Origin of the sequence: Buchnera aphidicola (Periphyllus testudinaceus) (genome assembly GCF_964059035.1) — a bacterium.
GTDB lineage: Bacteria > Pseudomonadota > Gammaproteobacteria > Enterobacterales > Enterobacteriaceae > Buchnera_J > Buchnera_J aphidicola_BN.
The window spans coordinates 114,204-138,190 of sequence record NZ_OZ060380.1 but is presented as its reverse complement, the minus strand read 5'-3'; the positions used below and the strand labels follow the sequence as shown (position 1 = coordinate 138,190).

Annotated in this window: 20 protein-coding genes; 4 read left to right on the top strand and 16 right to left on the bottom strand. The window is 20.5% G+C overall.

Annotated features, from left to right (window positions below; translation table 11 throughout):
• Positions 1 to 45: 45 nt before the first annotated feature.
• The 15 genes from AB4W45_RS00640 to ndhC all read right to left on the bottom strand — a co-directional run bounded on the left by AB4W45_RS00640 (position 46) and on the right by ndhC (position 16,608).
• The gene (locus tag AB4W45_RS00640) at positions 46 to 534 is read right to left on the bottom strand and encodes a TIGR00645 family protein (protein ID WP_367671405.1); all 489 of its coding nucleotides are present in this window, start codon (positions 532 to 534) and stop codon (positions 46 to 48) included.
• Positions 535 to 609: 75 nt separating this feature from the next.
• On the bottom strand, positions 610 to 1,086 hold the full coding sequence (locus AB4W45_RS00635; RefSeq protein WP_367671403.1) for a CvpA family protein: 477 nt from the start codon (positions 1,084 to 1,086) through the stop codon (positions 610 to 612).
• 641 nt (positions 1,087 to 1,727) lie between these two features.
• Positions 1,728 to 3,179, bottom strand: a complete 1,452-nt coding sequence (locus tag AB4W45_RS00630; protein ID WP_367671401.1) for an NADH-quinone oxidoreductase subunit N — start codon at positions 3,177 to 3,179, stop codon at positions 1,728 to 1,730.
• Positions 3,180 to 3,192: 13 nt separating this feature from the next.
• Complete coding sequence (locus AB4W45_RS00625; RefSeq protein ID WP_367671399.1) at positions 3,193 to 4,698, bottom strand: NuoM family protein; 1,506 nt, start codon at positions 4,696 to 4,698, stop codon at positions 3,193 to 3,195.
• 70 nt (positions 4,699 to 4,768) lie between these two features.
• Complete coding sequence (locus tag AB4W45_RS00620; RefSeq protein ID WP_367671398.1) at positions 4,769 to 6,601, bottom strand: NADH-quinone oxidoreductase subunit L; 1,833 nt, start codon at positions 6,599 to 6,601, stop codon at positions 4,769 to 4,771.
• The gene (gene nuoK / locus AB4W45_RS00615; protein ID WP_367671396.1) at positions 6,598 to 6,900 is read right to left on the bottom strand and encodes an NADH-quinone oxidoreductase subunit NuoK; all 303 of its coding nucleotides are present in this window, start codon (positions 6,898 to 6,900) and stop codon (positions 6,598 to 6,600) included. The genes AB4W45_RS00620 and nuoK overlap by 4 nt, the downstream gene beginning before the upstream one ends.
• A gap of 19 nt (positions 6,901 to 6,919) precedes the next feature.
• Positions 6,920 to 7,426: an NADH-quinone oxidoreductase subunit J gene (locus AB4W45_RS00610; RefSeq protein ID WP_367671394.1), complete on the bottom strand. Its 507-nt coding sequence runs from the start codon at positions 7,424 to 7,426 to the stop codon at positions 6,920 to 6,922.
• A gap of 9 nt (positions 7,427 to 7,435) precedes the next feature.
• Positions 7,436 to 7,978 carry an NADH-quinone oxidoreductase subunit NuoI gene (nuoI, locus tag AB4W45_RS00605; protein WP_367671392.1) on the bottom strand — a complete coding sequence of 181 codons (543 nt, stop codon included), beginning with the start codon at positions 7,976 to 7,978 and terminating at the stop codon, positions 7,436 to 7,438.
• 13 nt (positions 7,979 to 7,991) lie between these two features.
• Positions 7,992 to 8,969, bottom strand: coding sequence for an NADH-quinone oxidoreductase subunit NuoH (gene nuoH, locus AB4W45_RS00600; protein ID WP_367671390.1), 978 nt, complete (start codon positions 8,967 to 8,969; stop codon positions 7,992 to 7,994).
• A 1-nt stretch (position 8,970) separates the two neighbouring features.
• Positions 8,971 to 11,691 carry an NADH-quinone oxidoreductase subunit NuoG gene (nuoG, locus tag AB4W45_RS00595; RefSeq protein WP_367671389.1) on the bottom strand — a complete coding sequence of 907 codons (2,721 nt, stop codon included), beginning with the start codon at positions 11,689 to 11,691 and terminating at the stop codon, positions 8,971 to 8,973.
• A 120-nt stretch (positions 11,692 to 11,811) separates the two neighbouring features.
• A complete protein-coding gene (nuoF, locus tag AB4W45_RS00590) occupies positions 11,812 to 13,125 on the bottom strand; it encodes an NADH-quinone oxidoreductase subunit NuoF (RefSeq protein WP_367671387.1) in 1,314 nt (437 codons plus the stop codon).
• Entirely contained in the window at positions 13,122 to 13,616 is a 495-nt protein-coding gene (gene nuoE, locus AB4W45_RS00585) for an NADH-quinone oxidoreductase subunit NuoE (protein WP_367671386.1), read from the bottom strand. Before nuoE ends, nuoF begins: the two co-directional genes overlap by 4 nt.
• 6 nt (positions 13,617 to 13,622) lie before the next feature.
• A complete protein-coding gene (gene nuoC, locus AB4W45_RS00580; RefSeq protein WP_367671384.1) occupies positions 13,623 to 15,422 on the bottom strand; it encodes an NADH-quinone oxidoreductase subunit C/D in 1,800 nt (599 codons plus the stop codon).
• Positions 15,423 to 15,505: 83 nt separating this feature from the next.
• Positions 15,506 to 16,180: an NADH-quinone oxidoreductase subunit B gene (locus tag AB4W45_RS00575; RefSeq protein ID WP_367671382.1), complete on the bottom strand. Its 675-nt coding sequence runs from the start codon at positions 16,178 to 16,180 to the stop codon at positions 15,506 to 15,508.
• Between the two features lie 50 nt (positions 16,181 to 16,230).
• On the bottom strand, positions 16,231 to 16,608 hold the full coding sequence (gene ndhC / locus AB4W45_RS00570; protein ID WP_367671381.1) for an NADH-quinone oxidoreductase subunit A: 378 nt from the start codon (positions 16,606 to 16,608) through the stop codon (positions 16,231 to 16,233).
• A gap of 301 nt (positions 16,609 to 16,909) precedes the next feature.
• Between ndhC and dnaK the strand changes: the two genes are divergently transcribed.
• A complete protein-coding gene (gene dnaK, locus AB4W45_RS00565; RefSeq protein WP_367671380.1) occupies positions 16,910 to 18,826 on the top strand; it encodes a molecular chaperone DnaK in 1,917 nt (638 codons plus the stop codon).
• Between the two features lie 97 nt (positions 18,827 to 18,923).
• Positions 18,924 to 20,057, top strand: coding sequence for a molecular chaperone DnaJ (gene dnaJ, locus AB4W45_RS00560; RefSeq protein WP_367671379.1), 1,134 nt, complete (start codon positions 18,924 to 18,926; stop codon positions 20,055 to 20,057).
• An 85-nt stretch (positions 20,058 to 20,142) separates the two neighbouring features.
• Here dnaJ and rpsT read toward each other — a convergent pair whose 3' ends face one another.
• Positions 20,143 to 20,424 carry a 30S ribosomal protein S20 gene (rpsT, locus tag AB4W45_RS00555; protein ID WP_367671378.1) on the bottom strand — a complete coding sequence of 94 codons (282 nt, stop codon included), beginning with the start codon at positions 20,422 to 20,424 and terminating at the stop codon, positions 20,143 to 20,145.
• Positions 20,425 to 20,604: 180 nt separating this feature from the next.
• Here rpsT and ileS point away from each other — a divergent pair, with 180 nt between their 5' ends.
• Together ileS and lspA are read left to right on the top strand one after the other, a co-directional pair.
• Positions 20,605 to 23,436, top strand: coding sequence for an isoleucine--tRNA ligase (gene ileS / locus AB4W45_RS00550; protein ID WP_367671377.1), 2,832 nt, complete (start codon positions 20,605 to 20,607; stop codon positions 23,434 to 23,436).
• Positions 23,437 to 23,895, top strand: coding sequence for a signal peptidase II (gene lspA, locus AB4W45_RS00545; RefSeq protein WP_367671375.1), 459 nt, complete (start codon positions 23,437 to 23,439; stop codon positions 23,893 to 23,895).
• Positions 23,896 to 23,987: the final 92 nt, after the last annotated feature.

The window sequence follows — 23,987 nt, the reverse complement described above, 5'->3', positions numbered from 1 at the left end:
TTTATTAAATTTTTCATAAAAAAATTAATTTTAAAGAAATAATTTTTATTTTTTTATTTTTTTACTCATTTTATCAATATACGCCATTCCAAAAGCAGAAAGGACAAAAGTTAAATGAATAACTACACATAAAATTATTTTATTATCTAAAACTTTTTCAGCTTCCATAAATAATCTTAATAAATGAACAGAAGAAATAGCAACAATAGAAGAAGCAACTTTATTTTTAATGGAATTTACATCCATAGTTCCCATCCAACCTAATCTTTTTTGATTATCTTTAATATCCATTTTAGATATAAAATTTTCATATCCAGAAAACATTACCATAACTAATAATCCACCTACTAAAGCAATATCAATTAAAGATAATACAACTAAAACTAAACCAGATTCTGAAATAATAAGTATTTCTGGAAGAATATATAAAACTTCTTGGAAAAATTTTAAAGTTAGTAAAATAAATCCAAAAGACAAACCAAAATATACTGGAAACATAAACCATCGAGAGGCATATATAATTTTTTCAATCATTTATTTTTTCTCCCATAATTATTTTTTTATTATGAAATAATTATAATAAGATAACATAAATAAAAATAATTTTTTTTATACAACATGATTTTTATTAAAAAAATTAAAAAAATACATAAACTTAAAAAAAAATGGAATTAAAAATGAATCTTTTAAATAAAAATAATTATTTATATGAAAAATATTATTAAATACATAAATACATAAAAAAATTAAACTAAAACCTCTAAAAAAACCAAAAAAAAACCCTAAAACTAAATTATTAAAATAAAAATTTCCAATAAATTTAAAAAAATCTTTAAAAAAATAAAAAACAAAACATTCACATAATAAAACTATCAATCCAAAAAATATAAAAATACAAATTAATTTAGTAAAAAATTGATCAACAAAAGATAACTCGTCTAAAATATAAAAATAAAATATATAAAATATAAAAATACCTAAAAAAAACATTAATAGAGAAAAAGTTTCTCTCACAAATCCTCGAATTAAACCTATCATAGAAGATAAAAAAACGATAAAAACAATATAATAATCATATTTATTCATACTTTTTCCAAATTTTTTATTAATCTATACCTTATTAAAAAAATAACTTTTTTAAAAAAAAAGTTATTTTTCATATTTTTTCTTTACATGTATTAAAAATATTAAAAATAATTATTTTAATAATTTAAAATAAAACATAATTTTTTAAAAATTATAAAAAAATATCTAATAAAATACAAAAATTAATAAAATTTATTTTATATAATTAAAATATTATATAAAAACACAATAAAAATTTTAAAAATAATCTTAAAAAATTTTAATTTTTTTATAATTTAAATAATTATTAAAAATAATTTGAATAAAAAATATTTAAAAAATAAAAAATAAAAAAAAAAAAATAATACAACATATATTTATAAAATAAATCTATAAAAAATAAAATAGTAAAATTTTTTAAAAAACAAAAATATTAAAAAAATTTATTTTCTTAAATAATAAATTTTAATATAATTTTATATTTTTTTTTAAAACTATAAAACATAATTATTAATTTAAAATATTAAATTAAAAATCTTGAAAAATTTTTTAATATATTTAAATTTAAATTTCATTTTTCCAACAAAAAATTAATTTAATCTGTCTTTTATAAGTAAAAAATAATAAAAAATTTACTCCTATAATTTAACTAATAATATATTTTAAACAGAATAATTTAAAAATTTTAAAAAATTTGGAAAAAATCCTATTAAAATTATTAATAAAGATAAACAAAAAATAACAATTTTAAAAAATTTATATAAATTAGTTTCAATAGGTAATTTATTTATAAAATATTTTTTCTTTTTATAAAAAAATATTTTTATAAAATTTATATAATAATACAAACTAATAACACTTTCAAAAAGAATGCTTATTCCAAAAAGAGTATTATGATTTTCAACAACTAATCTTAAAAGATAAAACTTACTAAAAAAACCTATTGTTAAAGGAAAACCAATCATAGAAAATAAAGATATTATAATTGATATAGATAAAATATAACTTTTCCAAAAACAACCCTTATAATTTTTAAAAGAATGAGAATTTTTATCTTTAAAAAATGCTGAAATAAGAGTCATTGAACTAAATAAAACAATACTGTTTAAAAAATATCCTAATAAATAAATTCTTGCTGCCTCATTAAATAAATTATCATTATATAAAAAAATTAAAATAATTAATAAATACCCAGAACTAACAATAGAAGAATAACCAATTAATCTTTTTATATTTTTTTGAAATAAAGCTAAAATACTTCCTATTAAAATAGAAAAAAAAACTATATATTTTAAAATTTTTAAAACAGATAAAAAATCTATATAAGGAAATAAAAAAAATAATTTTGATAAAATTACAAAAAAAATTATTTTTATTGAATTAGAAAAATAAATTAATACAGGAAAAGAAGTTACTTCATAAATATCAGGAATCCAAAAATAAAACGGAAAAACTGTAATTTTTATAAAAAAAGAAACTAAAATAAACATTAATCCAAAAAAAAATGAAACATAAAAATTTATCATTGAAAAAGAAACTAAAGACTTTAATATAAAAAAATTTAAAGTACCAGAAGAAAGATATATAAGAGAAATTCCTAATAATAAAAAAATAGATGAAATACTAGATAAAATAAAATATTTAAAAGCAGATTCTAAAGTTTTAAAATTTTTTGATGAATCATAACTTATCATTCCAAATAAAGGTAAAGATAATAATTCTATTCCAATAAATAAAGAAAAAATATTATTACATAAAAATAATAAACAACCACCTATATTAGATATTAAAAGTAATAAATAAAATTCTTCTTTATTAAATGATTTACTTCGTAACCATATATAAGAAATTATGCAAGTTATTATACTTCCTAAAAAAAATAATAGAACATAAAAAATACTTAACTGAAAAAATAAAAAATATTTTAAATTTATATTAGAATTATTTATTAATAAAATAAAAAAAAATAAAGAAAAAATTAAACCAAACAAAGTTGTTAAAAAAGATAAAAAAAAATTTCTTTTATGAATAATTATAAATAAATTTAATACAATTGAAATCGATAAAATTAACAAAGGAGATATAAAAAAAAACTGTTTAAACATAGAAATCATTATATATTTCACCTTAATTTAAAATAATATGAGGCATTCTTTCACTAATATGAAGCATAGAAGAATTAACAAATTGTAATATTATATTAGGATATAATCCAATAAAAATAATAAAAAAAGATAATATTAATAAAATAAAAAACTCTAATTTAGAAATTTGACATGAAATAAAAGATACATTACACGGCCCATAAAATATCTTATGAAATATATTTAAAAAACAAATTAATAAAAAAATTAATCCAATCATAGAAAAACTAATAATTATAGGAAAAAATTTAAAACTTCCTAATAACATCAAAAATTCACCAACAAAATTCCCTGTTCCAGGAATTCCTAAATTAGACATAACAAAAAATAAAAAAAATCCAGGAACAAAATTCATTATTTTCCACAAACCTGACATTTTTTTAAAATTATCAGTTTTAAAATTTTTATATAATATTTTTGTTAAAATAATTAAAGCAGAAGTTGAAATACTATAAGAAACTATTTGCAAAATAATTCCTTGATAAGAAATAAAACTTCCAGAATAAATTGAAATTAAAATAAAACTCATATGAGAAATAGACGTATATGCTATAATTTTTTTAATACTATTTTGAGAAAATGCTAAAAATATACTATAAAATATACTTAATAAAAAAAAGAGACAAAAATAATTAGAAAAATATAAAGATGATTTTGGAAATAAAAAAATATTAAAACGTAAAATACTATATATAGCAACTTTTATTATAATACCAATTAAATCAAACGATCCAGTTACTGAAGTATTTCTATGAAAATTTGGAAACCAACTATGAAAAGGAATTAAAGGTACTTTAATAATAAAAGAAATAAAAAAACCAAACATTAAAAAAAATTCTGTTTTTCTATCTAAAATAAGATTTTTTAAAAGATTATAATCAAAAGTCCAAATATGATACTGAAAATAATAATTTGTAACTAAACCAAGAATCGAACATAATAATATTATTCCAGATATCTGTGAATATATTAAATACTCATTTGAAGAATTTAATTGTTTTAAAGAAAAAATTTTTTTTCTACCATAAAAAATAGATAAAAAATACGTTGGAATAATTATAATTTCCCAAAAAATAAAAAATAAAAAAAGATCTAAAGACAAAAAAATTCCCATTATACTAGAAATTATCAACATAATACAAAAATAAAAAAATCCAATTTTTTTAATATTTTCGTTCCATGTCAATAAAATAGAAATAAAAGATAAAAAAATTGTTAGCATAATCATTAAAAATGAAATTCTATCAATTCCTAAATGAAAACTTACTCCCAAATTTTTTATCCATGGTATGCAATATTCTAAATCCCATAAATTAATTGAATAATCTGTAAATAAATAATTTTTAAAAAATATATCTAATACTACTATGAACATTAAAAATATAAAAAATAAAGAAATCCAAAAAGGTATTTTTTTATTTATTTTTTCTGAAATCCAAGAAAAAATACCTCCTAAACAAGGTAATAAAATTAATAAATAAAGACACATAATTCAATAGTCCTATTTTTAAGAAAGAAATAAAAAAAATTTCTTATCTAAATATTATAAATATTAAAAACTATATAAAAAAATTAAAAAAAATTAATATAGTTCCAGTAAAAATAGATAAAATATATAAATTTAAATGTCCATTTTCAAAAATTGTTAAACAATAATTTAATAATTTTAAAATAAATTTAATTAAATTAATTATTTTTTTAATATAATCTATAAAAAATATTTTTTTTAACAAATAAAACGGTTTAATAAAAATATATTTATATAAATAATCTAATCCAAAATTTTTATCTAAAAATCTAAAATAAAAAAAATATTTTTTTTTATTTATTGATTTAAAAATTGTATTATATTTAATAATAAAAAAATAATATGAAATAAAAATTCCAAAAAAAGATACCAATGAAACAAAAAATTCAAAAATCATTTTTTTTAAATTTAAAATATCTTGTAAAATTGATATATTTAAAAATGGAAAAAATAAAATTAATGATAAAACCGTTGATAAAGAACAAAATATTAATAAAGAAAAATAATGTAAAAAACTTTTTACCAATTTAATTTTTATAATAGAATTTCTATAAAAAATTAAAAAAAACATACGTGAAGAATATATAGAAGTTAAAAATGATCCAATTAAACCAACTAAAAAGAAAAAATAATATTTCTGATTAAAAGATTCCCAAATAATAGAACCTTTTGTATAAAAACTAGATGTAATAATCGGAAATCCAATTAATGAAAATAATCCAAAAATAAAACAAATATGTAAAAAAGGTAAAAAATTCTTTAATCCACCCATTTTAAGAATATTTTGTTCTTTAGAACAAGAAAAAATTAACGAACCAGAAGAAAGAAATAATAAAGCTTTAAAAAAAGAATGCGAAACTAAATGTGCTAAAACAGGAATCCACAATTTCATTCCTAGACCTAAAAACATATAACCAACTTGACTCATTGTAGAATACGCTAAAATTCTTTTCAAATCTTTTTCAAATATAGCAGAAAAACTAGATATTAAAATAGTGCACGCACCTAAAAAAGATACCAAAAACAAAATTTTATTCGACAATAAAAATAAATTATGCAACCTTAAAATTAAATATACCCCAGCAGTAATCATTGTTGCCGAATGTATTAAAGCAGATACTGGAGTTGGTCCAACCATAGCTTTAGTTAACCAAGTTTGCAAAGGAAATTGAGCAGATTTTGCAATAGATCCAACTAAAATTAAAAAACTAATTAAATTAAAAAAATTATTATCAATTAATTTTATTGAATGAAAAATATTATTTAATTCATAAAAATTTAACGTTTTAAATTTAAAAAATAACAAAAAAATAGCTAATAAAATAAAAAAATCACCTATTCTAGTAATAACTAATGCTTTCATAGAAGATTTAATATTAGACAAATTTTTATAATAAAAACCAATCAACGCATACGAACAAAAACCTACTATTTCCCATGCTAAATACATTAATAAAAAATTATCTGATAAAACTAATAAAATCATTCCAAAAATAAATAAATTTATATAAGAAAAAAATCTACTTACATCTTTTTTATAACTCATATACCAACAAGAAAAAATTTGTATTAAAAAACCAACTCCTGTAATAACTTGTAACATTGTTAAAGATAATTTATCTATTAAAAAACTAAAATTAATATAAACAGAATCAACAATAATCCAATTCCAAAAAACTTTAAAAGAATGAAAATTAATAGAATTAAAATAATTTATACAAATATAATTTATTAATAAAAAACAAATAAAAGTTGGTAAAGTTCCAATAATGTTATAAAAAGAAATTGAAAATTTGTTTTTAGATAAAACAGTTAATAAAAAACTTATTAAAGGAAAAAAAATTATCGGAAATAATAAATTCATTTTTTTCTCTCTCTGAAAGTGTCCATATCTAAAGTATTTTTGTATTTATAAATATTTATTAAAAAAGCTAAACCAATACCTGCTTCTGCAGCCGCTATAGTAATTATAAAAATATACATTATTTGACCATCTATTTGATTCCAATAATTTCCTATAAATACTAAAAAAAAAGCTACAGAATTAATCATAATTTCTAATCCTAAAAGAACATAAAACAAATTTCTTCTCATCACTAAACACAAAAACCCTAAACAAAACAAAATTGTTGATAAAATTAAACCATTCGAAATAGTTATCAAAATTTTCTCCAATAAAATATTATTTATTTTTAATATATTTTTTATTACTAAATAAATGAAAAACAATTATTAATGCTGATAACAATAATACAGAAGAAAATTCTACAAACCATATATATTTATGAAATAAAATTACACCAATCATTTTAATATCAAAAAAATTTATATCTATATTTTGATCATCTATTTCATAAAATATATTAAAAATTATAAAAAATAAAAATAATGATAAAAAAACAGAAAAAGCAAATATCTTTTTAGAAAAAAATTTTCTTTTTTTATTCATATTTTTAACTTTTAAATTTAATATCATAATTACAAATATAAACAGAACCATTATAGCTCCAGCATAAATAATTGTTTCTAAAGATCCTATAAATAGCGCCCCAATAGAAAAATATATTCCTGAAAAAGATAAAAATGAAACTATTAAATATAATAAAGAGTAAATAGGATTTTTTTGAAAAATTAAAAATATAATAGATATAATTGAAATCAAACTAAAAATATAAAAAAAAATATTCATAAATTTTTCCTAAGGTAAAAGACTTTTTAAATCTACTGTGTTCGTTTTTTTATTCTTATTAATATTTTTTGGTTCTTTTATAGATACTCCAGAATATTTATAAAAATCATAATCAGGATATTTACCAGGTCCAGAAATTAATAAATCTTCTTTTTCATATATTAAATCTTGTCTTTTATACTCAGATAATTCAAAATCAGGAATTAATTGAATAGCTGCAGTAGGACAAGATTCTTCACATAAACCACAAAATATACATCTAGAAAAATTTATTCTAAAAAACTTAGCATGCCAACGATTATTCTTTAAATTTTCTTTTTGTAAAGAAATACAACTAACAGGACAAACTACAGCGCATAAATTACAAGCAACACAACGCTCTGTCTTATTTTTATTTCTAGTTAAAACAATTCTACCTCTATATCTAGGAGACAATTTTACCGATTCTTCTGGATATAATTTTGTTTCTCTTTTAGAAAATGAATTCATAAATATTAAAAAAATACTACTTATTTGAGACATAATGCTTCTAAAAATTTTTTTCAAAAACATAATATTCTCCATTTTATAATTTATAATATAGAGTAAAAAAACTCACTAAAAGTAAATTAATTAATGTCATTGGAAAACATATTATCCAACCAAAAATCATTACTTGATCATACCTAGGACGCGGTAAAGAAGCGCGTATTAAAATAAAAAGAAAAAGAAAAAATAAAGATTTTAAAAAAAACCAAAAAAAAGATGCAAAGAAAAATCCATAAAATCCACCAAAAAATAAAGTTGTAATTAAAAACGACATAATTATCATAGATATATATTCTCCAATAAAAAACATTCCAAATTTCATTCCAGAATATTCAATATGATAACCATCAGCCAACTCTTGTTCTGATTCAGGTTGATCAAAAGGATGTCTATGACAAATCGCTAAAGAACAAATAAAAAAAGATAAAAATCCAAGAAACTGAGGAAAAAAATTCCATAAATGTTCTTGACTTTTTACTATATCTAATAAGTTAAAAGAACCAGCTCTCACTACAGTTCCCATAACTGATAAACCAAGAAAAACTTCATAACTTAAAGTTTGCGCAGAAGCTCTTATAGCTCCTAAATAAGAATATTTATTATTACTTGACCATCCAGCTAATAATATTGAATAAATAGATAAACTAGCCATCATTAAAAAAAATAATATGCCAATTTTTAAATTTAAAATACATTCAGAAACAGAAAATGGAATTATAATAGATACTAAAAGCATTATACTAAAAGCTAAAATAGGAGATAAAATAAAAATAATTTTATTACTAAAATTAGGAGTCCAATCTTCCTTAAAAAAAATCTTAATCATATCCGCAAATAATTGCAGAGAACCAAATATACCAACTCTGTTCGGTCCATATCTATTTTGAAAAAGAGCCAACAATCGCCTTTCAATAACAGTTAACATTGCTCCAAAAATCACTATTGAAAAAAAAATAATAAAAGACATAAAAACATTCAAAATTAAAAATTTATTTTTTAAAAATAAATAATACATTTTACACTTCCTTTAAGTCTTGTATTGGTTTTCCAATAAGAGAAACAGGTATTTTTAGTCGACCTATTGGTAAAGATATTTGACCTAGTTCTAAAGAATTCGAATATATAACAATAAAATTATAAACATCATTTAAACAAGTAAAACTTACTTTTTTTTTGTTAGAAATATTAAAACGTTTTGCATCTAACGGATTAATAAAAACATACGGTATAGAAATTTTTTGTTTAATAATATCTGAATATTGACTAAGTTCTTCACTTCCAAATAATAAATAATATGGAGCTACTATAAGACATTTATTATTAATAAAAGAATTTTTATATTTTTTTAAATAATCTAAAGAACTTTTAATATTTACAGATAATAAAAATTTTTTTTTATCTTTATTTAAAAAACTTCCAGAAGATTCTTTTTTAAATTTATGTAATCCTTGAGACGAATTCCATTGAGGAGACCAAATAAAAGGAGAAAAAGATGTATATTTTCTATATATTGAACTTCCTTCCATTGAAAATGAAAACATAGAATCATGATCATCCATTTGTTTAATTTCATGTACATCAATATCTGCTCTTAAAGAAGTTCTTCCACTAGACCGATTAGTTAATCGAGGAATTTTTTGTCCAAATATCTTAAATAATGAATTTGGAGCTGCTTTTTTAATATTTTTTAAAAAAGGAATTTTTTTAATACAAAAATCAATAAGATCATCTAAATTTTTTATTATTTTAATATGTTTATTTAATTTAAAATTAATGATATTTAAAATTCTCCAAGAAGATCTGATAGAAATTTTTTTATCATAAAAATTTGCATTATATACCTTAAAAAATCTCTGAGCTCTTAACTCATAATTAATAACCGTTCCTATACTTTCAAAAAAATTTGCTACAGGAAAAGTAATATTAGCTTTTTTAAAAATTTTAGTTTTTTGATGATCCATAACAATAATATTTTTAAATCGTTTTAATTTTTTTTTTAAATAAAAATTAGAAAGAAAACAAAATAAATCATTTTCTATAACAATTAATGTAGAATTTTTATTTTTCTTAACTCTTTTTAAAGAAACATCTAAAGATTTTCCTTTAATTATTGACACTCCTAAAGAATTTGAATAAGGAGTTAACAAAATTAAACCAGTTTTAATACCTAAATTTTTTAATGTTAATGAAATATTATATGCATATTTAATCAAAGATATATTTCTAGAATGAGATCCAGAAACAATTAATACTTTTTTTGATTTTAAAAGTACATCTGTTATATAAGTTATTTTCTCTTTTATATTTTCTTCTAAGATAAAAAATTCATCAAATTCTTTGTTTAAATTTTTTAAAATATAATTAGAAAAATAAACCTGATTTTTAATGTTAGATACATATGTATAAGATGAAATATCTTCTAATTTGGTTTTATTTGTATTAGTTAAAAACAAAAATTTTTTATTATTTTTTTGAATATTATTTATGGCAGAAGCATGCCAATCATCAATTTTATTATTTTTTAAAAATTTTTTAGATCTCTTTTTAAGAGCTTGTCTAATCGATAAAGCTAATCTAGAAGATGTTTGTGTAATATCTTCCCCTAAAACTAATATAGAATCATATTCCTCTACTTCTTTTAAAGAAGGAATTTTAATATTATTACTTTTTACTATTTTTAAAATTAATTTTATACATTTATGATCTATATCAATAAGCCCTGTAGAAAAATTTTCTTGTCCAACTAATTCTTTTAAAGAAAAATTTGTTTCAATACTAGCTCTTGGAGAACCAATTCCTAATATTTGTTCAGAATTTTTAAGAATTTTTACTACTTTTTTAATATTTTTTTTAAAATCAATTTTTTTATTTTTATTTTTTTGTTTTATAAAACAATATTTAGGTCTATTCACAGAATTAGAATGTCCATATCCAAAACGCCCTAAATCACATAAAAAATAATTATTAATATCTTTATGATATCTATTTTCTATTTTTATAATTTTATTATATCTTTCTCCTACAATAATATTACATCCAATACTGCAATGTGAACAAATACTAGGAGCATTTTGAAGATCCCATTTTCTAGAATAATGTTCTGAATAAGTTTTATCTGTAAAAACTCCTGTAGGACAAACTTCTATTAAATTTCCAGAATATTCGCTTTCTAATTCTCCACTTTTAAATCTACCAAAATAAATATTACTATTTGCTCCATATACATTAAAATCTTTTCCATCTGCATAATCTTTATAATATCTTACACATCTATAACATGTAATGCATCTATTCATTTCATGTGAAATAAAAAAACCTAAATACTGACTTTTATAAACTTTTTTATTAAATCTATAACGACGAGAATAATGCTGATTCATGACAGTCATATCTTGTAAATGACAATTTCCTCCTTCTTCACATACAGGACAATCATGTGGATGATTTAACATTAATAATTCAATAATATTTTTTCTATAAGAAATAGATTCTTTATCATTAATTGAAATAATTGTGTTTTTTTCAACTGGAGTCATACATGACATTACAATTCTTCCAATAGAATCATTTTTATCTTGATATTTTTTTATTGCGCACTGTCTACATACTCCTACACTTCCTAATTTTGGATGCCAACAAAAATAAGGAACATTAAATCCTAAATTTAAACATACTTCAAGTAAATTTTTTGATAAACTAGAACAATACTTTTCTCCATCTATATAAATTTTAGTCATAATAAATTCTTCCAAATTTTTTAAAAAAATTTAATTTGTAAAAAAATAAAAAAAAAAACAAAAAAATATTTGTTTATAGAAATTAAATTTATAAAAATTTTTATAAATTTTTAAAAAAAATTATATTCCAGAAATTTCTTTTATAAAATTATTTTTATTTTTTACAATTCCATACTCAAATTCTGAATAAAAATATTTCAGAGCACTTTTTAAAGGAGAAACCGCTCCAGGAGCATGAGCACAAAATGTTTTTCCAGGACCCATTTGTTCACATAAATTTTTTAATAATTTTAAATCTCCTATATTCCCTTTTTTCTTCTTTATAGATTTTAAAATATTTACTATCCATGGAAGACCATTTCTACAAGGAGTACATAATCCACATGATTCTCTAGAAAAAAATTTTTCTAAGTTTAATACAAAAGATACAATATTTATTTTATTATCTATAGCTACTGCTAATCCAGTACCTAATCGACTACCTATATTTTGTATACTTAAAAAACCCATTTTTACATCAATATGTTTTTCAATTAAAAAATTAGTTCCTGCGCCACCAGGTAACCATGCTTTTAATTTTAAATTATCTTTCACTCCATGAGCATAATCTTCTAATATTTCCCTAGCTGTTGTTCCAAAAGGAAGCTCCCATATTCCTGGATTTTTTACAGAACCAGAAAAACCCATTAATTTTGTTCCAGAATCTTCATTTTTAGATAATTTTTTATACCAATTTGTAGAATTAGAAATAATAGCAGGAATATTTGATAAAGTTTCTACATTATTTACACATGTTGGATAACCCCATAAACCTAAATTTGAAGGAAAAGGAGGTTTTAACCTTGGATTAGCTCTTTTTCCTTCCAAAGAATTTATTAAAGCTGTTTCTTCTCCACAAATATATCTCCCTGCTCCAGTATGCAAATGTAAATCAAAAGAAAAATTAGTATTTAAAATATTCTTACCTAAAAAATTATTTTCATATGCTTCATTTATAGCTCTAATTAATATTTTTTCCGGTACAATATATTCTCCTCTAAGAAATATATACCCACAAGAAACATTTAAAGCAAAAGCACTAATTATAATCCCTTCAATTAATAAATGCGGGCAATTTTCAATTATCCATCTATCTTTATATGTTCCAGGTTCCATTTCATCAGCATTACATATTAAATATTTTTTTTTTAAATGCTCATCTTTTGGCATTAAATTCCATTTTAATCCTGTTTGAAAACCTGCTCCACCTCTACCTTTTAATCCAGATTTTAAAACTTTATTAATAATTTTTTTAGAATTCATTTCAATAAGAGATTTTCTTAAAGAAAAATAGCCATTTTTTTTAATATATTCTTTAATCCATACTGTTTTTTGATCTTTTCTAAATCTCCAAGTCAAAGGATGTGTTTCTTCTGATAAATTTTTAAATTTCATTTTATAGAATCCAATAATTTTAAAATAAATTTCTTTTTTACACAGAAATATGTTTTATTATTTATCATAACTACCGGGCTTTTATAACAAGCACCTAAACAACAAATTGGAAGAAAAGTAAAATTTTTATCTATAGTCGTTTCTCCAAATTTAATTTTTAAATGTTTTTGAATTACTTTTTTAATTTTTTTATATCCTGTAATATAACAAACCATACTATCACAAATTTTTATAACATAACGACCTACAGGTTTTCTGAAAATTTGACTATAAAAAGTAGCAACACTATCTATATTACTTGTAGATAAATTTAATATTTTAGAAAGAAACTCAATAGAACTATCAGATACCCATCCATAATACTTTTGTACAATTTTTAAAGATTCAATCAAAATTGATTGATTATTTTTAAAATTATTTTGTATTTTATTAATTTCGTTTTTAATTAAAGAATTAATATAAATTTTATCTTTACTATTATTTTTCATCATTGTATTTTACCTATCTACATCAGACATCACAAAATCAATACTTCCCAAATATGTAATTAAATCTGATATTACATGATTTTTAATAACTGAAGGAATTTGTTGTAAATGAGGAAAACTAGGTGTTCGTATTCTAGTTCTATAACTCATTGTGCCGCCATCACTAATTATATAATAACTATTTATCCCTTTTGTTGCTTCAATCATTTGAAAACTTTCTCCACAAGGAATTACAGTTCCCCAAGAAACTTGCAAAAAATGAGTAATTAAAGTTTCTATATTTTGAAGAGTATGTTTTTTATTAGGAGGAGTAGTTAAAGGATGATTAGATTTATATTCTCCTTCAGGCATATTTTTTAAACATTGCTCTAAAATTTTTAAACTTTGATATATTTCTTCAACTTTTAACATAACTCTACTATAACAATCACTAACCCCATTTCCTAAAGGAACCTCAAAATCAAAATTTTGATATCCTGAATAAGGTCTTAATTTTCTTACATCAAAATTTACACCAGTAGCTCTTAATCCTGCTCCAGTAACTCCCCAATCTAATGCTTCTTTTGAAGAATATTCTGCTACTCCTTTAGAACGAGAAATTAAAATACTATTTTTTAAAGCTACATTAATATATAAATTTAATCTTTTTGGTATCCATTTTAATAACTTTTTTAAAGAATCATTCCATCCCTTAGGTAAATCTCTAGCTACCCCTCCAATTCGAAACCATGCTGGATGCATTCTAAATCCTGTAATCAATTCTATAACATCATAAATTTTTTGACGATCTGTAAAAGCTAAAAAAACAGTACTCATTGCACCCACATCTTGAATAAAAGTAGAAACATATAACAAATGACTATTAATACGAAATAATTCAGATAACATAATTCGAATAAATTCAACTCTTGTAGAAACTTTTATTCCAGCTAATTTTTCAATAGATAATACATAAGGCATTTCATTAATACAACCACCTAAATATTCTATTCTATCTGTATAAGGAATATAACTATGCCAAGACTGCCTTTCACTCATTTTTTCTGCTCCTCGATGATGATATCCAATATCAGGAACACAATTAATAATTTTTTCTCCTTTTAGTTGTAATATAATTCGAAATGCACCATGAGCAGATGGATGATTAGGACCTAAATTTAAAAACATATAATCTTCATTTTTATCTTTTTTTTTCATTCCCCATTCTTTAGGATGAAATTTTAAAGCACTCATTTCCAATTTTTCTATTTCTTTAGTTAAACTATAAGGAGAAAATTCAGTTGCTCGAGCAGGATAATCTTTTCTTAAAGGATGGCCTATCCATTTTTTAGGCATAATAATTCGAGTTAAATTTGGATGCCCTAAAAAAGAAATTCCAAACATATCCCATACTTCTCTTTCATACCAATTTGAATTTAAACAAATATTCGTAATAGTACTAATTTCTAAATTCTTTTCAAATAAAGGAACTTTTAATATAATATCTGAATTATTAGATACTGATAAAAAATGATAAAAAACAGAGAAATCACATTTAGGAAAACTTTCTTTATGAATTCTTACTCTTTCATCTATTGCATGTAAATCAAATAACATGTCATAAAATTTATTTTTTTTAAATAAAAAAATAATTACCTTTAATAAATTTTCACGTTCTATCCATACAATAGGACAATTAATTGAAGTAGATTGAATAAAAAATGTCTTTGAACCAAAAAAATTATATAACTTTTTAAGAATCGATAAGCTATAATTTTTTTTATCTATATTATTCTTTAAAGAAAAATTATTTTTATTGGAATTTATCATAAATTTCCAAACACCCTATTTTAAAATAATATAATAATATGTTATAAAAATTAATAAAAGAAATAAAATTTCATAAAAGTAAATTAAATTTCATTTGGATTTTTAAAATCATACATAGATTGAACTTTTAATTTATTTCTATATTTTTCAGATTTTAAATCAGCTTTATAAATTCCTTGATCACCAATAATCCATGATAAAGGTCTTCTTTCTTTTGCAATAGATTTTTGTAAAAGCATTAATCCTTGAATATAAGCTTCAGGTCGAGGAGGACAACCAGGTATATAAACATCCACTGGAAGAATTTTATCAATTCCCTGAACAACTGAATAAATATCATACATTCCACCAGAATTTGCACAAGAGCCCATTGAAATAACCCATTTTGGTTCTAACATTTGATCGTATAAACGCTTTATTATAGGAGCCATTTTAATAAATGGAGTTCCAGCAATAACCATAACGTCTGCTTGTCTTGGAGAAGCTCTTAATACTTCCGATCCAAAACGAGAAACATCATGAACAGAAGTAAAAGATGTAACCATTTCTACATAACAACAAGACAAACCAAAATTATAAGGCCATAAAGAATTTTTTCTACCCCAATTCACAATATTATGAAGAATTTTTTTTAAATTACCAAAAAAAACATTATTCTTTATTGAATTTTTTATAGGATCATTATAAATTTTTTTTTTTTTTGAATTACTATTCGAATTACTATTATTAAAATTTATTTTTGTTAAAGTATATTTCATATATTCTCTTTTTAGATGAAAAATAATTATTAATTTTTTTATAATTTTTTTTAATCTTTATCTATCCAATTCAATGCCCTTACACGAAATAAATATAATAAAGACAATAATATCATAAAAATAAAAAAAGATACTTCTGCAAAACCAATCCAACCGTTCTCACGAACACATGTTGACCATGCATATAAATACATAGACTCTATATCAAATATTACAAAAAATATAGCAATTAAATAAAATTTTATAGTAAATTTCAAATTCACATTTCCAGTTGAAGGAGCTCCTGATTCAAATGGAATATTTTTAGAACTAGAATCAGATTTTCCCCCTAAAATAAAACTCATAAACAAAGAAATAAAACAGAAAAAAAAAGTAAATAATATAAAAGAAAAAACTCCTATATATTCAATAATATTTTGATTAAACATAAATTTTCCTATTTCTTTTAAAAATAAAAAATAAAAAAAAAATTAAATTAAATTTTTTAATCTATTTATCTTATGTAAAATAATTGTTTTTAAAGTATAATAACACTATTAATTTTTTTTAAAAAAAAACTCATAAAAATAAAATATTAAAAAAAAACATTTTAATAAAAAAATAATATTTTTCATAAAAGACTTGTAGTCTTATAAAAAGCCCACATTTTATTATTATTGATAATAATTTAAAATTTTAAAATTTTTTTAAAAAAATAATATTTAATAAAATATCATAGGAAAATAAAATATGAGTAAAATAATTGGAATCGACTTAGGAACTACTAATTCTTGTGTTGCTATTATGGATGGAAATAAAGCTAAAGTTTTAGAAAATTCTGAAGGAGAAAGAACCACACCTTCTGTTATTGCATATACAGAAAATGGAGAAATTTTAGTTGGCCAACCAGCTAAAAGACAATCTGTAACTAATCCAAAAAATACTTTATTTGCTATAAAAAGATTAATTGGAAGAAAATTTACAGATGAAGAAGTTCAGCGTGATATAGAAATAATGCCATATAAAATAATAAAATCACAAAATAATGACGCATGGATCGATATTAAAAATAAAAAAATGGCACCTCCTCAAATATCTGCTGAAATTTTAAAAAAAATGAAAAAAACAGCAGAAGATTATTTAGGTGAAAAAATATCTGAAGCAGTTATTACTGTTCCAGCGTACTTTAATGATGCTCAAAGACAAGCTACAAAAGATGCAGGTAAAATAGCAGGATTAACAGTAAAAAGAATTATTAATGAACCAACTGCAGCAGCTCTTGCATATGGATTAGATAAAAATAAAGGAAATAAAATTATTGCTGTTTATGATTTAGGTGGAGGAACTTTCGATATTTCTATTATAGAAATAGATGAAGTAGATAAAGAAAAAACTTTTGAAGTCTTAGCAACAAACGGAGATACACATCTTGGAGGAGAAGATTTTGATAGTAAATTAATAAATTATTTAGTAGACGAATTTAAAAAAGAACAAAAATTTAATTTAAAAAATGATTCTTTAGCTATGCAAAGATTAAAAGAAGCAGCTGAAAAAGCTAAAATTGAATTATCTTCTTCACAAGAAACAAATGTTAATCTTCCTTACATTACAGCAGATTCAAATGGTCCAAAACACCTTAATATAAAAGTTACAAGATCTAAATTAGAATCTCTAGTAGAAGATCTAATAAAAAGATCTATTAAAACTTTAAAAGTTGCTTTAAATGATGCAAAACTATCTATTAAAGATATAAATGATATAATTTTAGTAGGTGGGCAAACAAGAATGCCAATGGTTCAAAACGCAGTATCAAAATTTTTTGGAAAAAAACCAAGAAAAGATGTTAACCCAGATGAAGCAGTAGCAATAGGAGCTGCAGTACAAGGTGGAGTTTTATCAGGAGATGTAAAAGATGTTCTTTTATTAGACGTAACTCCATTATCTCTTGGAATTGAAACTATGGGAGGAATAATGACTCCTGTAATTAATAAAAATACTACAATTCCAACAAAACATAGTCAAATATTTTCAACCGCAGAAGATAATCAATCTGCTGTTACAATTCATGTTTTACAAGGTGAAAGAAAAAGATCTATTGATAATAAATCATTAGGGCAATTTAATTTAGATGGTATACAACCAGCTCCTAGAGGAATGGCTCAAATAGAAGTTACTTTTGATATTGATTCTGATGGCATACTTCATGTTTCAGCAAAAGATAAAAAAACAGGAAAAAAACAAAAAATTATTATAAAAGCATCATCTGGATTAAAAGAAGAAGAAATTAAAAAAATGATTTCAGAAGCTGAAGAAAATTCAGAAGAAGATAGAAAATTTGAAGAACTAGTTCAAATTAGAAATCAAGGAGATCAAATTTCTCATAGTACAAAAAAACAACTTAATGAATGTAGAAATAAATTAAAAGATGAAGATATAAAATCTATCGAATTAGCATTAAAAAATTTAGACGAAGCATTAAAAAAAGAAAACAAACAAGATATCGAATCTAAAATACAAGAATTATTAAAAGAATCATCTAAATTAATAGAAGCAACAAAAAAAGATCCCGAAATTTCAAAAGATAAAAACAACAATAACTCAAATTCAAAAAAAGAATCTAACGTAGTAGATGCAGAATTTGAAGAAGTTAAAGATCCAAAAAAATAAAATCAATAATTTATAAATTTACTAATTAAAAAATTTAAACGAGCTTAAAAAAATTAAGTTCGTTTAAAAATTTTTTTTCAAAAAGGTATATATATACATGACAAAAAAAGATTATTATGATGTTTTAAATATTTCCAGATCATCAAACGATAGAGAAATTAAAAGAGCATATAAACGATTAGCAGTAAAATACCATCCTGATAGAAATAAAAATAGTAAAATCTCTGAAAAAAAATTTAAAGAAATTAAAGAAGCTTATGAAATATTAATTAATAAAGATAAAAGAGAAGCATATGATAAATATGGACATTCTGCTTTTGATCAAAATTCTTCTGGAAATGAGTTTCATGAAAATTTTACAAATTCAACAGATTTTGGAGATATATTTGGAGATGTTTTTGGAGATATATTTGGAAACAATAGAGAAAGAAATTCTCAAGGAGCAGATTTACAATATAATTTAGATTTAGATTTAGAAGAAGCTGTAAATGGTACAGTAAAAGAAATCTATATTCCATCTTTAAAAATATGTGATACATGTTATGGAAATAAATCAAAACCTGGAACTCAACCAGAAAACTGTAAAAACTGCAATGGAAATGGAAATATACATATGAGAAAAGGATTTTTTACAGTACAACAAACATGTCCACACTGTCATGGAAAAGGAAAATTTATAAAATATCCATGTAAAAAATGTTACGGAAATGGAAAAATAAAAATATCAAAAAAACTTTCAATAAAAATTCCTTCTGGAATAGATAATAATGATAAAATACGATTAAACAATGAAGGAGAATCTGGAGAAAATGGAGCACCTTCAGGTGATTTATATATAAAAATAAATGTCAAAAAACATCCAATATTTAAACGAGATAAAAATAATTTATTTTGCGAAATTCCTATTGGCTTTACAATCGCAGCTTTAGGTGGAATAGTTGAAGTTCCTACATTATATGGAAAAATTAAATTAAAAATTCCTCCTGAAACACAATCTAATGAATTATTTCGAATACCTAGAAAAGGAGTTAAATCAATTAAAAACAACTATATAGGAGATTTATTATGTAAAGTCGTAATAGAAACACCAGTAAATTTAAACTATACTCAAAAAAAATTATTAAAAGAACTAAGAAATAGTTTAGAAGGTAATAAAGGAGAAAAAAATAATCCTAAATCAAAAAAATTTTTTGATGGAGTAAAAAAATTTTTTGATTCTTTAACAAAATGATAATTTCTAAAATCAGTATAATGTTCTAAAATTTTTAAAAAATTAGAAAAATACTGATTTTAAAAAATAAAAAAATTCTAATACTTTATTTAGAATTTTTTAAATTATTCATATTACGAATTTTAATAAATAAATTAGATTTATATCGTGCTGCTTTATTTTTATGTATTATTCCTTTTAAAGAATACTTATCTACAATAGACTGCACTTTATTAAAAAAAAATATAGATTTATCAACATCATTAGATGAAATAAAAAATAATACTTTTTTTATATATGTTTTAATAATAGATCGTTTCCGATTGTTACTATTTTTTTTTTTTTCAGATGTAATTACATTTTTTTTAGATGCTTTAAGATTTGCCAAAATAAATTCCTTTAATTTAAAAATGAACTATACGAATTATTTATTATACTAATAAAATAATTAGATCAAAACATATTTTTTATAAAATTTAAATAATAAAATAAAAAAATATATATTTTAATTTTTAACTTTAAAAATTAAAATAAATAATTATTTTAATTTTTTTTTAAAAAGGCAATTATGAAAAATTATAGAAATACTTTACAACTACCCAAAACAAAATTTTCAATGAAAGCAAATTTACCTCAAAAAGAAATTGAAATATTAAAAGAATGGAAAAAAAAAAAAATATATCAATTAATAATGGATTCAAAAAAAAATTTAAAAACGTTTATTATAAATGATGGACCACCATATGCAAATGGAAAAATTCACATTGGTCATGCTTTAAATAAAATTTTAAAAGATATCATTATAAAATTTAAAAATTTATCTGGATATAAAGTTCCATTTTTTCCATGTTGGGATTGTCATGGATTACCCATTGAACATAGCATTGAAAAAAAATATAAAAAAATATTTAAAAAATTTAAAAAAAATGAAATTCGAAAAAAATGTAGAGAATATGCTAAAAAACAAGTAAAACATCAAAAAAAAGATTTTAAAAGATTAGGAGTTTTAGCGAATTGGAAAAATTCATTGTTAACAATGGACTATAAAAATCAATCAAATATCATTAAAATACTTTCAAAAATTCTTAAAAAAAAACATTTATATCAAGGATCAAAACCGATTCATTGGTGTATTAAATGCCAATCTTCATTAGCAGAAGCAGAAGTAGAATATCAAGAAAAAAAATCAGATTCTATTTATTTTTCTTTAAAATCAGTTAATACAAATAAAATATTAAAGATATTTAAAATAAAAAAAGATAAAAATAATAAAAAAAAAATATATTTAATAATTTGGACTACTACACCATGGACCTTACCTTCAAGTCAAGCAATTTCTATTAATCCAAAATTTATATATAATTTAATAGAAACAAAAAATAAAATGTTTATAATTTCTAAAGAAAGAACAAATGATATAATAAAAATTATTACTAAAAAAAAATATAAAATTATAAACAATATTAAAGGAAAAAAACTAAAAAATTTATACTTTTTTCATGCATTTTTTAAAACTAAATTACAAATAATACTTAGTACTCATGTTGTATTAGATGTTGGAACAGGTATTGTACATACTGCTCCGGCTCATGGACAAGAAGATTATATTGCATGTAAAAAATATAATATTATTCCAAAAAATTTAATTGATTCATTTGGAAATTATAAAAAAAATATACATAAAAAATTAGATCAAAAAAACATATTTAATATTAACAAAACAATTATTTCTCTTTTAAAAAAAAATAAATCTTTAATAAAAAAAACAATAATTAATCATTCTTATCCTTATTGTTGGAGACATAAATCACCTGTAATCTTTCGATCTACTAAACAATGGTTTATTGACCTTCATAAAAATAATTTTAAAAAAAATGCAATAAAAAAAATTAAAAAAATATCTTGGATTCCAAGTTGGACTAAAAAAAATATGATTTCATTAGTTCAAAAAAGACCAGATTGGTGCGTTTCTAGACAAAGATCTTGGGGAGTTCCAATACCTTTTTTTATACATAAAAAAACAGGAAAATTACATAAAAATACACATAAATTTTTAAAAAAAATTATTTTACTTGTTAAAAAAAATGGAATAGAAGCATGGTGGAAAATTAAAAAAAATGAATTTTTAAAAGAAAAATCTAAATATTATAAAAAATCTAAAGATATTTTAGACGTTTGGTTTGAATCAGGATGTATGTATACTTCATCAACATATCCATATTTAAATAATAAATTAAAAATTTCAGATTTATACATAGAAGGATCAGATCAACATAGAGGATGGTTTATGTCATCTTTAATGATATCTTTAATTTTACAAAAAAAAGCACCGTATAAAAAAGTTATTACACATGGTTTTACAATAGATGAAAATGGAAAAAAAATGTCAAAATCAATTGGTAATACCATTAGCCCTAATAGTGTAATAAAAAAATATGGAGCAGATATATTACGTTTATGGGTAGCTTCAAGTAATTATTCTAAAGATATTTCTATATCAGAAAAAATATTACAACAAACTATTGATTCTTATAGAAAAATAAGAAATACAGCACGTTTTTTTTTAGGAAACCTGCACGATTTTAATCCTAAAAAAAATTTTATTAAAAAAGAAAATATGTTAAAAATAGATATTTGGGCAATTCAAGAAACTTTAAAAATTCAAAAAAAAATTATTAAATTTTATAAAAAATATCAATTTCATAAAGTTATTAAGTTAATATTAAATTTTTGTTTTATAAAAATGAGCGCAATATATTTAGACATTGCAAAAGATCGATTATACACATCTTCTAAAAAAAGTAAAAATAGAAAAAGTTGTCAAACTTCAATTTTTTTAATTTTAAAAGCATTTACTATTTGGATTTTTCCTATTTTACCCTTTACTTCTTATGAAATATGGAAACATATACCTTTTTATGAAGAATCAAAAAATTTATTTATAAAAACATGGTATAAAAAAATTTTTTTATTTTCTAAAGAAAAGTGCATTAAAAATTCCATTTGGAAAAAAATATTTCAAATTAAAAATGAAATTAACAAACTAATAGAACAAAAAAAAGAACAAAAAATAATTAAAAATTCTCTAGAAACATCAATCACATTATATATTGATAAAAATACTAAAAAAGAAATTCAAATTTTTAAAAAAGAACTAAAATTTATATTTTTAATTTCAAAATGTTCTTTAAAAAAATTTTCAGATGCACCAAAAAATATAAAAAAAAACAATCTATTAGACAAAATAAAAATAAAATTAACATTATTAAAAGAAAGAAAAAAATGTAATAGATGTTGGCATTATTTTAAAAAAAAAGAAACAAATGACAAATTTAATAATATTTGTAATCGATGCTCATTAAACATTTCTGGTAAAGAAAAAGATAGAATTTTTGCGTAAATGAATAATTTTTTTAAAAAAAAATATATAAATTATTTTTTAATCAATTTAATAATTTTATTAGATTTTTATACTAAAAAATTGATTTTAAAAAAAATAAAAATTAATCATATTAAAAAAATTTTATCAATATTAAATTTTTTTTATATAAAAAATTATGGTTTAATATTTGGAATATTCTCTAAAAAAATACTTCAATATCATTATTTATATAAAATAAATATATTTATTATTTTTATAATAATTTTTTTAATATATTATTTTTTTAAAAAAAAAAAAATTCAAAATTTTGCATTTATATTTCTTATTGGAGGATCTATAGGAAATCTTATAGATAGAATAAAAAATGGATTTATAATAGATTTTATTGACTTACATTATAAAAATTTTCATTTTCCTACTTTTAATATTTCTGATATCAGTATTTCATTAGGATTAATAGCATTATTACTTAAATAAAACATGTTATATAAAAAATATCTATAAATATATAAAAAAATTTATTTATATAAAAACACTTAATTAAAAATAATATAAAAATACCATTTTTA